The sequence below is a fragment of the Solilutibacter silvestris genome (genome assembly GCF_050574925.1).
In the GTDB taxonomy this organism is placed as follows: Bacteria; Pseudomonadota; Gammaproteobacteria; order Xanthomonadales; family Xanthomonadaceae; genus Solilutibacter; species Solilutibacter silvestris_A.
Map to the genome: position 1 here is coordinate 1 of NZ_JBCMOO010000011.1, position 15938 is coordinate 15938.

11 protein-coding genes are annotated in these 15938 nt (G+C 64.0%); 3 read left to right on the plus strand and 8 right to left on the minus strand.

Annotation, left to right across the window (positions count from 1 at the left end):
• Positions 1-277: 277 nt before the first annotated feature.
• Positions 278-988, minus strand: coding sequence for a hypothetical protein (locus ABE093_RS12835; protein ID WP_430761309.1), 711 nt, complete (start codon positions 986-988; stop codon positions 278-280).
• 29 nt (positions 989-1017) lie between these two features.
• Positions 1018-2973, minus strand: coding sequence for a M1 family metallopeptidase (locus ABE093_RS12840; protein ID WP_430761310.1), 1956 nt, complete (start codon positions 2971-2973; stop codon positions 1018-1020).
• Between the two features lie 155 nt (positions 2974-3128).
• Between ABE093_RS12840 and ABE093_RS12845 the strand changes: the two genes are divergently transcribed.
• A complete protein-coding gene (locus ABE093_RS12845) occupies positions 3129-5390 on the plus strand; it encodes a DUF5916 domain-containing protein (RefSeq protein WP_430761311.1) in 2262 nt (753 codons plus the stop codon).
• A gap of 34 nt (positions 5391-5424) precedes the next feature.
• Here the strand turns inward: ABE093_RS12845 and ubiE are convergent, their stop codons facing one another.
• A complete protein-coding gene (gene ubiE / locus ABE093_RS12850; RefSeq protein ID WP_430761312.1) occupies positions 5425-6186 on the minus strand; it encodes a bifunctional demethylmenaquinone methyltransferase/2-methoxy-6-polyprenyl-1,4-benzoquinol methylase UbiE in 762 nt (253 codons plus the stop codon).
• Between the two features lie 149 nt (positions 6187-6335).
• Between ubiE and ABE093_RS12855 the strand changes: the two genes are divergently transcribed.
• Positions 6336-7817 carry an MFS transporter gene (locus ABE093_RS12855; RefSeq protein ID WP_430761313.1) on the plus strand — a complete coding sequence of 494 codons (1482 nt, stop codon included), beginning with the start codon at positions 6336-6338 and terminating at the stop codon, positions 7815-7817.
• A gap of 69 nt (positions 7818-7886) precedes the next feature.
• Here the strand turns inward: ABE093_RS12855 and ABE093_RS12860 are convergent, their stop codons facing one another.
• The 4 genes from ABE093_RS12860 to ABE093_RS12875 form a co-directional block, all read right to left on the minus strand.
• Positions 7887-10070 carry a hypothetical protein gene (locus ABE093_RS12860; RefSeq protein WP_430761314.1) on the minus strand — a complete coding sequence of 728 codons (2184 nt, stop codon included), beginning with the start codon at positions 10068-10070 and terminating at the stop codon, positions 7887-7889.
• A 2-nt stretch (positions 10071-10072) separates the two neighbouring features.
• Entirely contained in the window at positions 10073-10390 is a 318-nt protein-coding gene (locus ABE093_RS12865; RefSeq protein WP_430761315.1) for a hypothetical protein, read from the minus strand.
• Positions 10391-10859: 469 nt separating this feature from the next.
• Positions 10860-11252, minus strand: a complete 393-nt coding sequence (locus ABE093_RS12870; protein ID WP_430761316.1) for a hypothetical protein — start codon at positions 11250-11252, stop codon at positions 10860-10862.
• 156 nt (positions 11253-11408) lie between these two features.
• Entirely contained in the window at positions 11409-13802 is a 2394-nt protein-coding gene (locus ABE093_RS12875) for a TonB-dependent receptor (RefSeq protein ID WP_430761317.1), read from the minus strand.
• Positions 13803-14056: 254 nt separating this feature from the next.
• Between ABE093_RS12875 and ABE093_RS12880 the strand changes: the two genes are divergently transcribed.
• The gene (locus ABE093_RS12880) at positions 14057-14548 is read left to right on the plus strand and encodes a cupin domain-containing protein (protein ID WP_430761318.1); all 492 of its coding nucleotides are present in this window, start codon (positions 14057-14059) and stop codon (positions 14546-14548) included.
• Between the two features lie 46 nt (positions 14549-14594).
• Here ABE093_RS12880 and hslU read toward each other — a convergent pair whose 3' ends face one another.
• Entirely contained in the window at positions 14595-15932 is a 1338-nt protein-coding gene (gene hslU, locus ABE093_RS12885; RefSeq protein WP_430761382.1) for an ATP-dependent protease ATPase subunit HslU, read from the minus strand.
• Positions 15933-15938: the final 6 nt, after the last annotated feature.

Here is a 15938-nt window from a genome sequence, read left to right on the forward strand (position 1 = left end):
CGCATAGGCGCCGCCGGTGGTTGCTTTCAGGTGATGTGAGTCAAAAGCAACAGCCCGCGAGCTGTTGCCTTTCAAATCTCCGCAAAGCCACAACACGCGCGCTCAGCGGGCGATAACGCCGGGGAGCGCCGTTCGTACTGATGTGCCGGAGCGCACAGCGCGACAGGATGCCGCGCGCCCGCGACCAGCACATGGACGTGCTGTTCGCGGGAAGCAGAGGTACATCGGTGCGAACGGCGCAAGCCTGTGCAGTCCACCCGCTGAGACAGCGCGCGCCTTACTGCCCCGCGCTCCACGCCTTCGGCATGCGATCGGCATCGAGGCCGCCGACTTCGAATTCGCCGGTCTGCTTCGGGCCACCCTTCACCGGAATCTCGATCGTCAGCACCTTGTGGTGCTGGATCGCCCGCCACAGCGCGCGATCGGGATTGATGAACATCGAGATCGCTTCCTTGGTGTCGGGACGCAGGCCATCGAGCATCTTCGTGGTGCCGTCGACCGTCACCTTGACCTTGCAACCCTTGTAGCAATCGATGTCGCCGCGCGACAGCACGATGTAGGTGCTGCGCTTCCATTCGGGATGGTCGCGGAAGATCAGCTGCACGTGCGACACGCCACCAGCGATCGTGATTTCGTTCTTCGAAACCAGCGCCGCGCTGATCTGCTGGCCCTTGCCCTCGGGATTGGTCTGGTAATCCCATAGCGAACGCAGGCGATCGTCCTCGCGACGCGCATCCGACTTCGACTTGATCTCGTCGTAATGCGCCATCGCCTGGGCCTCAGCCTTGGTGCCGGCGTGTTCCTGGTGCAACTCATCGGCCTTCAGGCGCGCACGCCCCCAATCACCCGCCGTGTAGGCGCTCTGGAAATCGGCAAGGACCGGGGCGGCATCCTGTTCGCGTTGCGCCGCATCGGCTTGCGTATTGGCGGGCGCATCGCCCTGCCCGCACGCCGACAACGCGAGGGCAAGCGCGACCACGACGGGCATGGCAGAAGCCGGCGAACGGTGATGCATCGTCACTTCGCCTTGTCCTTCAGCGCCGCCGACTTGTCCGCCTTGTCGATCAGGTCCTGCACGCTGCCGGTGGTGATCGGGTGGTACGACGGCTTGGCGCGCGCGAACACTTCCTTGGCGAACGCCAGTCCGTCCGGCGTCTTCACCAGCTCGGCATAGGTCGGCATGATCAGCTTGCGACGGCCGACGCGCTCGATGAACTTGCCGAGTTCGGTGCGCGCTTCGACATAACCGCTGCGCACGGTGAGCGGATACCAGCGCATCGCGATCTCGCCGTTGGGCGTGCCGGTGAAGTGGTAGGCATCATCCAGCGCCTTGAGCTGCTCGGTCTTGAGCGTCTGCGGCAGGCCTTCGAGGAAATGCACCCATTCCTGCGTGCTGTATTTCGCGGTGACCGCCTTGGGCGGCAGGATCCCGCCATCCAGCCAGGTCTTGAGCGAAGCATCGACGGCGTCGAACTTCTTGGAGTCGGTCTTGGGCGCATCATCCGGAATGCCGGGCTCGTAGACCCACTTCTCGACTTCCGCCATCGTCACCTTGCCCGGATGCGCATCGACCAGGTTGGTCTTGAGGTAATCGAGCATCTGCTTGGTGGTGATGCTCTGGAAGGCGAAGTGGTCGAAATAGCCCTTCAGGAAGGGATCGAACACGTCGCGGCCGTACTTCTGTTCCAGCCACTGCCAGAACCACGCGCCCTTGGTGTAGACGGTCGCGCTCGACGAACCATCGGGGTCGGCCAGCGTGCCCGGCTTCAGCGACAACAGCTGCAGCTTGGAATCGAGCGTCTTGTATTCGTCGGCCAGCTCGCTGCGGTCGATCGAGTTTTCCATGTCCTTGGCATCGACGCCGTACAGCGCTTCGGTGATGCGGCTCTGCACGTAGGTGGTGGTGCCTTCGTTCAACCACGCATCCTTGTCGGTCGCGAAGGTGACGAGGTTGCCCGACCAGCTGTGCGCGAGTTCATGCGCGACCAGCGACACCAGCGACTTGTCGCCGACGATCACCGTCGGCGTCGCGAAGGTCAGGCGCGGATTCTCCATGCCGCCATACGGGAACGATGGCGGCAGCACCAGCAGGTCGTAGCGATCCCAGCGATACGGACCGTACAGCTTCTCGGCGGTGTCGATCATCTTGCCGGTGTCTTCGAATTCCTTCTCGGCCTTGCCGACCATCGAAGGCTCGGCCCACACACCGCTGCGCTTGTTGATCGGCTTGAACACCAGGTCGCCCGCGGCGATCGCCAGCAGGTAGGACGGAATCTTCTGCGGCATGCGGAAGGTGTAATCGCCGGTGCGCTTGGCGTCCGGCTTGTTGTCGGCGCTCATCAGCACCATCACGTCCTTCGGCGCGGTCACGTGCGCCGAATAGGTGAAGCGGATCTGCGGCGTGTCCTGCAGCGGCACCCAGCTGCGCGCATGGATCTGCTGCGACTGGCTGAACATGAAGGGCGTCTTCTTGCCTTCGGTCATCGCCGGATCCAGCCATTGCAGGCCGGATGCGTTCGGCGAGGTGACGTAGGTGAGGCGCACCTTGGCGGGACGGTCCGGCGTTTCGACCGTGAGCTTGCTGCCGAGGATCTTGTCGCTCGGCGCCAGCGCGAACTTCAATTCCTTCCACTGGCCGTCGGCGCCCTGCCCCTCGGCCTTCTGGATGGTGATGTCGCGGGTATCGAGCACGAACTGCGTCGCGTTCTTGTCGAGCCAGTCCAGCGTGTAGGTCGAGGTGCCGGAGATCGTCTTCTTGGCGAAATCGAGCGCGAGATCGAGGGCGAGATCGGTGGTGCGGACCTTGTCCGGCTGCGAATAGGAATGCTCGTCCACCACCGCCTCCGTGGATTGGGGTGCCGGCGCGCTGGCCGCGGCCGGAGTCGTCGTCGCGGGCGCACTGGCCTGCGGCGCCTGCTGCTGGCAGGCGGCGATGCAAAGGGTGATGGAAGCGGCGAGCAGCGACTTGCGCATGGGAGGCACCGGGTGACGGAAACCTCCGAGTTTAGCGCCGCAGGTCTGATGCTGCCGTTGGCGCGACATGACCATCGTCACCCCGACTTGCAGCACTCCTGTTTCTTTCCGCATTCATGCACCGTTGATGCAAGCCCACCACCTTGCACCGACGCATGCTTCCGATTCGACACTGCGCCCTTGCGCTCGCCTGCCTGTCCGCCCTGAGCAGCCCCGCCTTCGCGCAGACGTCCGCCACGCCGGCCGCGGATGCCGGCTACGTGCCCGGTGGCAGCATCCCCAAGCTGCAAGGCGACATCACGATCGACGGCAAGCTCGACGATGCCGCGTGGCAGGGCGCGTTGGTCCAGGAGATCGCCTACGACATCCAGCCCGGCGACAACACCCCGGCGCCGGTGAAGACCATCGTGCGCATCGGCTACACCGCGGATGCGCTGTACGTGTCGTTCCACGCGCTCGATCCCGATCCGGCATCGATCCGCGCGCACCTGCGCGATCGCGACGCGATGTTCAACGACGATTGGGTCGGCGTGTTCCTCGACACCTTCAACGATCACCGTCGTGGCTACGAACTGGTGACGAACCCCCTGGGCGTGCAGGGCGACATCATCCGCGACGAATCCAACACCGACAACCAGGAGGATTCGAGCTGGGACGGCAAGTGGGAGAGTGCCGGGCGCATCACTGCGGAAGGCTATGACGTCGAGATGCGCATCCCGTTCTCCACCCTGCGTTTTCCCGTCGGCAGCGGCGAACAGCATTGGGGCATCTCGCTGTTCCGCAACTGGCCGCGCAACAAGCGCCACCAGCTCACCAGCCACCTCGTGCCGCGCTCCTCGAACTGCTTCGAATGCGAATGGGGCAAGTACACCGGCCTGGCCGGTGCGCGACAGGGTCGCAATCTGGAGATCGTGCCCACGCTCGTCGTCGGCAAGGAACAGACCCGGAGCGTCGCCGGTTCGGCGTGGCACAGCGAGAAGACCTCGATCGAACCCGGCGTGGACGTGAGCTGGGCGCCATCGCCGGCGATGACCTTGAACGCCACCATCAACCCGGATTTCTCGCAGGTCGAAACCGACCAGTTGCAACTCACCGTCAACAACAGCTTCGCCCTCTTCTACCAGGAAAAACGCCCGTTCTTCCTGGAAGGCGCCGATTACTTCAACAGTCCGTTCAACGTGCTCTACACCCGCCAGATCGCCAGCCCCGATTACGGCCTGCGCGTCACCGGGCGCAGCGGCGGCAATACCTACGGCGCGATCATTGCCCGCGATGCCGAACCACAAGTCCTGGTGCCCGGCACGCAAGGCTCCGGCTTCAGTGCGCTGAACGAAAAGGTCGACGTGGCGGTGGGCCGCTATCGCTACGACTTCAACACGCACCTTAGTGTCGGCGCGATCGGCACCTTCCGTCGTGGCGACGATTACGACAACAGCGTGGCCGGACTGGATGCGCGCTGGCAGCAGGGCTCGCATACCGCCAGCGCGCAATTCCTGCACAGCCAGTCCGAGTATCCGGCGGACATCGTCAGCATCTACGCGAATGACCTCGGCAACAACGCAAAACCGACGGGCGATGCCTGGCGGGTGGCGTACAACTTCGGCAACCGCAACTGGGGCTTCACCACCTGGCATGAAGACATCGATCCCGGCTTCCGCGCCGACCTCGGCTTCATCGGCAGGGTGGGTTACGACAAATCGCTGGTCGGCGGTGAACACACCTGGTACCGCGACGACTCGGCCTTCAACAAAATCAACCTGTACGCCGACTGGGACATCACCCACAGCTACGACGGGCAACTGCTGGAACGCGAGCTGGAAGCGCAGGTCACCGTGCAGGGACCGATGCAAAGCAATATCCGCCTGCATGGCCTGACCCGGGTGGCGTACTGGAACGGCAAGCTGTTCGACGAACACTATTCCGACATCAACGCCAACTTCCGCCCGACCGGCAACCTGCAACTCGGCGCCTACCTGCAAGCGGGCACGCTGATCGACCAGGGTGCGAACAAAACCGGCCAGCGCACGATGATCGAACTGTTCGGCAATGCCAATATCGGTCGCGGCATCGCGGTGGACTGGGACATCATCCGCCAGCGCATGCGCCGCGACGGCGGCACCGCGTTCGAGGCCACCGTGGTCAATGCCGGCGGCAGCTGGCAATTCGATCCGCGCCAGCGCCTGCGCCTGACCCTGCAAGGCAGCGAAGTGCTGCGCAACCAGGCGCTCTACCCCCAGGCGGTCAACGCAACCGCGCGCGACTGGGCCGCGCAGCTGGTGTATTCGTACAAGGTGAATCCCCGCACCGCGCTATACGCGGGCGCTTCCTACGGCGCCTTCATGGACGACGAACACCTGAACATGTTCGGCAATACGCGCAGCGTGTTCGTGAAGCTGAGTTACGGCTGGCAACCGTAGGCCACGAACCTGCGGCTACGCGGGCATCGCTGCATCAGACCTTGTAGCCCGTATGGATGGCGACGATGCCGCCCGACAGGTTGCGGTAATCGCAGCGCGCGAAGCCGGCCGCCTGCATCATCGATTTGAGCTCGCCCTGCGGCGGATGCTTGCGGATCGATTCGGCGAGGTACTGATAGCTGTCGCTGTCGCCGGCGAACAGCTTGCCGAGGTGCGGCAGCACCTTGAAGCTGTGGAAGTCGTAGATCGGCTTGAACCAGTCGGCGGTGACCTGGGAGAACTCGAGCACGCGCGCCTGCCCGCCCACCTTCAGCACGCGATGCATGTCGCGCAGGGCGGCGTCCTTGTCGGTGACGTTGCGCAGGCCGAAGGCGATCGTGACCAGATCGAAGCTGGCGTCCGGGAACGGCAGCGCCTCGGCGTTGCACTGCACGTACTCGAAGCCGTTGACGTTGCCGCGATCGGTCATGCGGTCGCGACCAACCTTGAGCATGGCGCCGTTGATGTCGCCGAGCACGATCTCGCCCGCATCGCCGACGCGATCGCGCAGCAGGGCGGCGATGTCGCCGGTGCCACCTGCGAGATCGAGCACGCGATCGCCGCGTGACACCGAAGAGGTGGCGACGAAGTAGCGCTTCCACGCCCGATGGATGCCCAACGACATCAGGTCGTTCATCAGGTCGTACTTGCCGGCCACCGAGGTGAAGACCTCGCCCACCAGCTTCTGCTTCTCGTCCCTGGGGACGTCGCGGTAGCCGAAATGGGTGGTGCCGGACTTGTCACTTGAATCGTTCATGGCGGGATTATCGCATCCACCGCCGGAACGGGCCGTGGCAGCCCTGGTGATGCTGTAATGCAGCATGCCGGCAATGGTCCAACCACGGGCCGATTCGATGCTAGCCTAGGTCCGTTTACGCACTCCCACCTCCCGACGACGAAACCATCATGACGAAGCAACAAACCCGCTGGTCGCAGTTCGGTGTACTCATTACCGTGTTCTTCTTCTGGGGCTTCGTCGCCGCCAGCAACGACATCCTGATTCCGGTGTTCAAGAAGGCCTTCAACCTCACGCAGGTGGAAAGCCAGATGGTGTCGTTCGCGTTCTATGTCGCCTACGCGGTCGGCTCGATCATCTACTTCTTCATTTCCAAGGCGCTGAAAGCCGACGTGCTCAACCGCATCGGCTACAAGAACGGCATCTGCATCGGCCTAGTGATTTCCGCGCTCGGCACCCTGCTGTTCTACCCCGCCGCCAACAGTGGTTCGTTCGCGCTGATGATCTCCGGCCTCTTCATCGTCGGGCTCGGCTTCTCGCTGCAGCAGATCGCCGCCAATCCGCTGGCGATCGTCATGGGCGATCCCAGCTCCGGTGCGCAGCGCCTGACCATGGCCGGCGGCGTCAACAACCTCGGCACCACCATCGGCCCGCTGCTGGTCAGCCTCGCCATCTTCGGCAGCGTCAGCAGCGGCAACACCAGCGCCAGCATCGAGAGCGTCAAGACGCCCTATCTGATCCTCGGCCTGGTCTTCGTGCTGGTCGCGCTGTTCATCAAGTTCTCGGGCGTGCCCAACCACATCGACCTCGAGCACCTCGCCGCCGAGGAAGCCGGTGACGGCGCCGGTTCCGACAAGCTGATCCACAGCGATTCCGCGTTCGCGGCCTTCAAGTACCCGCAGTTGGTGCTGGGCATGATCGCGATCTTCGTCTACGTCGGCGTGGAAGTGTCCACCGCATCCAACCTGCCGGCCTATCTGGAACTGGCGAAGGACAAGGGCGGGCTCGGCCTCGAGACCGCGGTGATCGCACCCTTCATTTCGTTGTACTGGGCGAGCCTGATGATCGGCCGCTGGTCGGGCGCGGCTGGCGCTTTCGACGTCGCCTCCTCCACCAAGAAACTGCTGGGCATCGTCCTGCCCTTCGTGGCCTTCGGCGTCTTCCTCGCCGTGAACACCATCGCCGGCCACGACGTCTCGATCTTCCTGCCCTACGCACCGGTAATCGTGGTGATGATCGTCGCCGGCCTGCTGGCGCGTGGCAATCCGGCGCGCATGCTGCTCAACTTCGCCATCTGCGGCATCGCCGCGCTGGTGATCGGCATGTTGACCACCGGCATGGTCAGCACCTTCGCCTTCATCTCGTCGGGCCTGTTCTGCAGCGTGATGTGGCCGTGCATCTTCGCGCTGGCGATCGCCGGCCTCGGCAAGAACACCAATGAAGGTTCGAGCTTCCTGATCATGATGATCATGGGCGGCGCCTTCGTCAGCATCTTCCAGGGCTGGGTGTCCGAGCAGATCGGCATCCACATGAGCTATTGGGTCGGCGTCGCCTGCTTCGCCTACCTCGCGTTCTATGCGGTCAAGGCCACCCAGGTGCTGCGCAAGCAGGGCATCGACCTCGACAAGCTGGCGGCATCCGGCGGCCATTGAGCCCCGCTATCCATGCAAGGAAAAAGCCGCCCGATGGGCGGCTTTTTCGTCTTGCGGCACCGTTCGCTTTCAACGGATGTTTTCTTCCTCGTGGTCTTCCGGCGCCATGGCGACAAGCAGCGGACGCCAGGCCGCGACCTTGGGATCGAGCGCGAGCGTATCGATCGCGACATGCTTCCTGCCCGGCACGCAGGTCTTGCACTGGCGATCAATTCCGTCTTGCTTCGCCCGGACACAGGCGTGGCGCTCGGTTCCGCGCGCGTCGACCACGCTGACGCACACTTCGCAATCCACCGACTCGCCCATGTCGGTTTCCAGGTACAAGCGGTTTCCGGAAACCCGGTACGCCAGCGGACCGTTTGTCGTGTCCAGTTCGCCTTGGCCTTCTTCGACGCGATGCCCGCACACGCACCAGGCGTATTTCGCTGGGAACGGCACCAGTCGCGTTTGCGCTTCGAACACGCCGCAGCGACTGACCGGACCTGAAACGCAGTACTCGCAGTTGTCCGTGATGTAGCTGGTCTGTTCCCCGCGCGCGATCACCGACCAACGCTGGACAAGTTCCAGCGATGCGACGGGCGTATCGAATGTCACCCATTCGAGGTTGAGCGCTTGCGTGAAGATATCGATCCAGGCCCGCACCTTGGCGAATCGCCCTTCCGACGTTCTCACGCCGAACACCACGGCATGCAACGGCATGAACGGGAAGTTCTGCGGGAAGGACACCGGGATCTGCCCGGATGCGATCTGCGTTCCGGAAAGCGGCATGCGTGCCACCTGCACCGGCGTCAGCGCGGCATAGGACGCGCCGGTGATCGTCAGGCCCGAAGCAGCATGCGTCCGCAGCACCCGATCGACGCCCCAGACGAGGTCCGACTTGGAGCTGGCCGTGGCGCTCACGACCCCGGTATCGAGATCGATCGCGAACGGTCCCGAGGCAACACGCGTTCCCTGCGACTTGATCGGCACGGACACCGATCTGACGATGCTGGAGCGCAACTCCAGATCGTCGAGCACGACGTTCGTCAGCGACAGTCCGCCACCGATCGGCCCGAGCGGGATCGAAGGAATCGAACCGATCGATCCGCTGATGCCACCCGACACCAGGCCACTGACGATGCCTTCGGCGACAGCCTGGACAACCGCCAGGACGACCGCGGCGATGATCGCGCCGGTGATGCCGCCAAAGAGCGCACCCAGTCCCAGCGACACCAGCCAGACCCACCAGGCGAGATCGACATCGGTCTCGGTTTGCGGCGTCGATGCGGTGACCGTGATCGATCCTCCCGAGATGCCCAGCGTGATGAAGAAGGTGAACTTGCATTCGGCATCCCAGCCGGTACCGGAATCGACGGCGCGGCCGGTGATCTTGATGCGATTGCCTTCCACGACGGCGTCGAGGTTGGTCAACGTTCCGTGTCCGCCGGGCGCCGGGACGTTCCGGTTCAAATGCATCGGCAGATCGAACGCACTGAGGGGCTGGCCGAGCGAACTGGCGACGCGCGGCCGCATGATCCGTCCGAGCAGCCATCCGTTGCTCATCATCACCAGGGACTGCTGGCCAGCCGGGATCATGCTGGTGGTGATGCCACCGATGTTGCCCGCGCTGCCCCCGCCCATCCGCACGCCGAAGGACAGGCAATCCTGATCCGCCGCCGAGGTGTCGTTGACGGTGCCGACGCTGATGTCGGCGACCACGATTGGATCTTCGCCATCGGTCACCGGGATCGCCGGCGTCAGGTTGATTTGGCGAATGCTGGTCCGCAATTGATCGCGAACGACGCCCGCCATGAAATTGCTGGCCTGGGCGAGATTCATTCCCGCCGCGGCAAGCAAGGGCGCCAACGCCGCCGCCGATGCCGCATCGAATGTCACGTGGACATCGGGCGACGTCGTTGCGAAGTCGAGCGCGGCCGTCTGCGCGCCGCCCGACGCCAGCATCACGATCGGCTGTTCGATGTCGATCGTTCCACCCAGGGGCGCGATGGTCAGCGGCAGTGGCGCGGTCAGCACCAGTTCCGAATTGAGGAACGGCAGCCTCAGTCCCATCCGCGGCGAAGGCCGATCCAGATCCGCGATCGGGATGCCGAAGTTCAGGTTGGCGGTGCCGGATGCACCGCCGCCCATGAAGGGCACGCTCAACGACGGCGAAACAACACCGCCGGCGAGGAACAGGGTTTCCAGTTGGTCGTTGATTTCGGCTTCCGAGATCTGCACCAGCATGTCGAAGCCGGAGGTACGGTCGAGTGACATGATCAGCCCTCCTTTCCGCAGCAGTTGGACGCATCGGACGCCGGTTTGCGTCCGCCACCATCTCCGCGGCCCTTGCTGCCTGGCCGGCGATCCGTTGCCGAAATGACGACTTCGGAAAGTCGCACGCCCGGCATCACGACGGCCTGGTTGCTGGCGTTGGCATGCGCGCGCGCAATCGCCTTGGCATCGCCGCGTTCCAGTTCAACGCCGGCCTTGGCGAGCGCGGCGACCGGATCGGAGAAGAACAGGCGCGCGTTCTCGTTGCTCTTGGCAAGCCACGTGGTGACTTGCTTGTCCGACGCCTTCAGTTTGTCGATCAACGCGGGGGACAGCGACGAAAGGCCTGGCTTGGTGTGCCCGAATCCGCACGGATCGGGATTCGGCAATGCGACGTCGCGTCCCGGGATGAGGCGGATACGAATCGCGGCGTCTTGATGTGGCGATATCTGGATTCGTGCCAGGGTGTCTGCGGCAGGGCTCCCAACCTGCGCTTGCGGTTCATGGCAGTTGCATGGCTTTTCCGTATCTTTTTTCGCTTGCGTTTGCATGGTCTCGCTCCTGAGTAGGCTCCGGAAGCGGACACGTCTGCAGTGCATGAGCACGCAGAAGATGCCCAGCAGCCGAAAATTGGATTAACGAAATGAACACGATCAGGGCTACGGGAGTCGGCCAGGCCACCCGTCCAACCGGGGTGGCTTTCCTGTGTGTTCGTTCGCGAGCGTGGACCTTGGGTGTTGCTGCGGCTATCGGTCCAGGCCGCGCCGTGGGGTAGGAATTTCCTGAACCTGTTTATTTCCGCGTAACGCTCTCGGCAAGCGCGGTGACGAGCTCGCGCACCAGCTTGCGTTGCGGCGCGGGCAGCATCAGATAGCCGTCGACCATGACACGGTCCTGCGCGGCCAAGCCAGCCGCCCATTCCTGCCTGCCCTCGCCCACTTTCGGCGTGCCGCCGAACTGCAATTCATGCGGATCGAGCCCGACGATCCCGGCCAATACGCGGATCTTGTCCTGGCGCGGCATGACCTTGCCGTTGAGCCATTGCGACACGACCTGCGGACTGACCGGCGCGCCTTCGTAGCGGGAGTTGAAGCGTTTCTCGACCACGGCGGCGCTGGCCTCGATGTCGGCCGCTTTCAGGGCCGCGCGAAGCCGTTTCGCAAATTCCGCTTTCTCGTCCTTCATGGATCAGGACGTTAGGAGGCATTGCGTGCGGATTGGAAAGTTGTGCTTTCGCTTGATTGAAAGATTTCCTTTCAACGAAAAAGGGCGACTGGTCGCCAGCCGCCCGTTGGCCGTCCCGGACGCCTTCCGGCATCCGGGATGCATGTCATCGGCCGCTTACGGCCACTTGATGTTGAACGACACGCCGACGATCCGCGGATCGTTGTAGACGGCGGCCATGTAGTTCTCGATCACGCCCTTGAGGTTCTTCTGGTTGGTGATGTTGCGCGCGAACAACGCCACTTCGTACTGGCCGTTGTTGCCGGAGTAACCGACCTGCAGGCCGCCTTCGAAGTTGCCGTTGGTGGTGAACTCCGGCGACTTGTAGAGCACGAAGCTGGTCTTGCCCTGCTTGTTCCAGTCGGTCGAGATGAACACGTCGCCATTGCGGCCGACCGGGATGTCGTAGCGCGCGGCCAGGTTGATGTTGTAGGTCGGCGCGTTCGGCAGCGGGTTGCCGTCGATCTGCGCGAAGGTGTTGGCGCCAATCTTGATGGTCGGATTCTCCACCGTGCACACCACTACGCCGTTGAGCGCGCACACCTGGGCGTAGACGCGCTTGTCCTGGATCTTGCTGCGCAGCACGCTGGCGCCGGCATTGATCGTCAGGTTCGGGATCGGACGCCAGTCGAGATCCGCTTCCAGGCCATAGGCGCGCGCCTTGTCGGCGTTGAACAGCACACCGTTGCCGTTGGAGTCGTTGCCGTTGAGCTGGATGTCGCGCACCGTGTAGGTGAAGCCGGCGACGTTCAAGCGCATCTTGTGGTCGAGCAGGTTGGTCTTGATGCCGCCTTCCCACGACAGGATGGTTTCCGAATTCGCGGTGGTGAAATCGGAATTGAACACCGCGGAACGGCCCTGGATGGTCGGGCCGCGGAAGCCCTTGGCGACGCGACCGTAGAGGCTGACGTCCTTGTTCACCGAATACAGCGTGCTCAGATCCCAGCTCGGCTTCTTGTCGTCCAGGCGCACGTCGGTGCGGCCCTTGTAGGTGACGACACCGGCGGCGGTATCGGCGGTCTTCAGCAAACGGGTGCGCTTGCTGTCATCGGTTTCGCGCACGCCGGCCGTCACCGTCCACGCATCGGACAGGCGATAGCTCACCTGGCCAAACAGCGCCCACGCGGTATTGTCGTCGCGCAAACGCACCCAGTTGTTCGGGTTGTGGGCGGCGGTGGTGAGGAACCATGCGCGCTGATAGAACTCGGTGATGTCGTGGCCGTTGAAGTAGTAGGCGCCGGCCTGCCACTGCAGCGCATCGTGGCCTTCGCTGGCGAGACGGAATTCCTGGGTGAACTGGTCGAGTTCGCGCACGCGGCCCATCGACTGGCCATAGCCATTCGGAACGCCACCAACCGGATAGTCGGCGGCGGCGCCGCCATCGGTATCGCCGCGGCTGTAACCGTGCGTGGTTTCGTAGGCGGTGATCGACGTCAGCGACACCTTGCCGAAATCGTATTTGGCGTTGAGCGAACCGCCGCTGGTCTTGTAGGCCTGCGGGTTGTTGTCGGCTTCGTCGTAGGCGACCTTGTCCCACGGCGTGTCGGCATTGCTCGATCCCTTCTTCAACGCGGCGCGACGGAACAGCGTCGAGGTGCCGGAGTAGTCGCGCACATGCGCCGAGGCCAGCAGCGAGAACGCCTTGTTCGGCGCCAGCAGCACCTGCAGGCGCGCGTTGCGGTCGTCGTAACCGCCCATCGCGTTGCGCTTGGGCGAAACGGTGCCGTCGGCACTCGGGCCGGTGTAGGTGTTGTCGACCCAGTTGTCGCGATGCTGCACCAGCGCGGAGACGCGGAACGACAGCACGTTGTTGATCGGCCCGCCGAAACCGGCGTCGACGACCGAGGTGTTGTAGCTGCCGTAGCTCAGCATGGCGCGGCCGGAATATTCGCGCGATGGCTTGATGTTGTCGAACTTGATGATGCCGGCGGTGGTGTTGCGGCCGAACAGCGAGCCCTGCGGACCACGCAGCACTTCCACCTTGTCGACGTCATAGACCGGGTTCGATTTCAGCACCACGTGCTCCAGCACGACATCGTCCTGGATGATCGACACCGGCTGCGAGGCGCCGAGGTAGAAGTCGATGTTGCCGAGGCCGCGGATGTAGAAGCGCGGGAAGATGCGACCGGTCGTGGTTTCGGCGTACAGGCCCGGCACGCGGCCCGACAGCGCGAGCAGCGTGTCGTCGCCGGCTTGGGTGTAGACGCGCATGGCATCGCCCTGCACCACGCCGACCGAGACCGGCACCTTCTGCAAGTCCTGTTCGCGACGCTCGGCGGTTACCGTGATGGTGTCGAGTTCCTTGGAATCGGTCTTGGCCGGACGATCGTTCGTCGCCACCGGCGTTTGCTGCGCGGGTGCCGGCGCGTCTTGCGCGGCGCTTTGCGCCTGCACGGAGGTCGAGGCCAGGATGCCGGCGCATGCCAGCGTGAGCAGGCTGAAACGCGGGCCGTTGAAAATACGGCGATGGGCAGCAGCGGCGCTGGACGCCGGCGTGGAAAGCGATGTCATGGATGGAACCCCCGTGGGCTGCCTGGATCGAATCCTCTCGGCATGCGCGGGGCCGGGGCAGCGTGACGAACAAGATGCGCGGCTGGAGATTATGCCGTTTTCGTGACATCCGGGTTGCAGTGCAACACGCCCGGCAAGCGATCAATCGCGTCGGATTAACAAAGGGAGGAGAAGAATCCGCGTGGGCAGCCGACATTGGCGCCGCCGATGGTCGGGACGGCCCCGGGGGGATCCAAAACGCAACGGAGATGCAGATGAAATTCGTGACCCTCTTCGGCGCCTGCCTGCTGCCCTGCTGCCTGCTCGCTGCCGAATCGCAACACAAATCGATGCCGATGCAGTCGCATGCAGGCATGCATGCCGCGTCAATGCAATGGGGCGATGCGCCACCGGGATTGCCCAAGGGCGCCAAACTCGCCGTGCTCTCCGGCAATCCGGGCGCTGCCGGCATGTTCACGGTGCGACTGAAGATGCCGCCGGGCTATCGCATTCCGCGCCACACCCATCCGACCGACGAAATGGTCACCGTGATCCAGGGCCACCTCGACTTCTCGATGGGAGAAGCTGCAAACGCGCACGGCGGCATGTACGGCGCGGGCGATTTCGTCAACCTGCCGACCGGCATGCAACACGCCGTCTCGACCAAGGGGGGCGCCATCGTCCAGGTGCAGGCGATGGGTCCGTTCGAAATCAATTACGTGAATCCCGCCGATGATCCCCGCGGCATGGCAAACATGAAGAAGTGACGCAACGATCGGGCAGCGGCGCGACGACGGCACCGCTGCCCTTTCCTCACAGGATGTAACGACTCAGGTCCGGATCCTTGACCAGTTCGCCCATGTGACCGTCGACGTAGGCGCGATCGATCACCAGCGTGCCGCCGCGATCGGGCGCTTCGAAGCTCAGCGTTTCCAGCAACCGTTCCAGCACGGTATGCAGCCGGCGCGCGCCGATGTTTTCCTGGCGCTCGTTGACATCAGCGGCGATCTCGGCGAGGCGATCGACGGCATCGTCGCTGAAACTCAGGTCCATGCCTTCGGTGCGCATCAGCTCGACGTACTGCTTCGTCAGCGCGGCCTTGGGTTCGGTGAGGATGCGCACGAAGTCGTTCTTGCTCAACGCGCCGAGCTCGACCCGGATCGGGAAGCGGCCCTGCATCTCGGGAATGAGATCGCTGGGCTTGGCGAGATGGAACGCGCCACTGGCGATGAACAGGATGTGGTCGGTCCGCACCGGCCCGTACTTGGTGCTGACCGTCGAGCCTTCGACCAATGGCAGGAGATCGCGCTGCACGCCCTCGCGGCTGACGTCGGCGCCATGGCCTTCGCTGCGCTTGGCGACCTTGTCGATCTCGTCGATGAAGACGATGCCGTGCTGTTCGCAGGCTTCGATCGCCGCTTCGCGCACTTCGTCCTCGTTGACCAGCTTGGCGGCCTCCTCGTCCTGCAGGAGCGTGCGCGCGGACTTCACCGTCACCGTCTTCTTGTGGGTCTTGCCGCCGGACAGCTGCGAGAACATCGAACGCAGCTGCTGGCCCATCTCCTCCATGCCCGGAGGCGCCATGATGTCGACGCCGACGTTCACCGCGGTTTCGATTTCGATCTGGCGTTCGTCGAGTTCGCCGGCGCGCAATTGCTGGCGCAGCTTGCGGCGGGTGTCGGACTCGACCGCCGACGGTTCGTCGCGCACGTCCGCGGCATTGAAGCCGAAGCTGGTCGGCGCACGCTGCGGCAGCAAGGTGTCGAGGATGCGATCCTCGGCGCGTTCCTCGGCCTGGGTGCGCACGCGCTGCTTGGCCTGTTCGCGATAGAGCTTGACCGCGGTATCGGCGAGATCGCGGATGATCTGCTCGACATCCTTGCCGACGTAGCCGACCTCGGTGAAGCGCGTCGCCTCGACCTTGACGAAGGGCGCATTGGCGAGCGTCGCCAGGCGCCGCGCGATCTCGGTCTTGCCGACGCCGGTCGGGCCGATCATCAGGATGTTCTTCGGCATCACCTCGTGGCGCAGCTCATCGGACAGCTGCGCGCGCCGCCAGCGGTTGCGCAGCGCGATCGCGACCGCGCGCTTGGCCTGGTGCTGGCCGATGATGTGGCGATCGAGTTCGGCGACGATTTCGCGCGGCGTCATCGACGA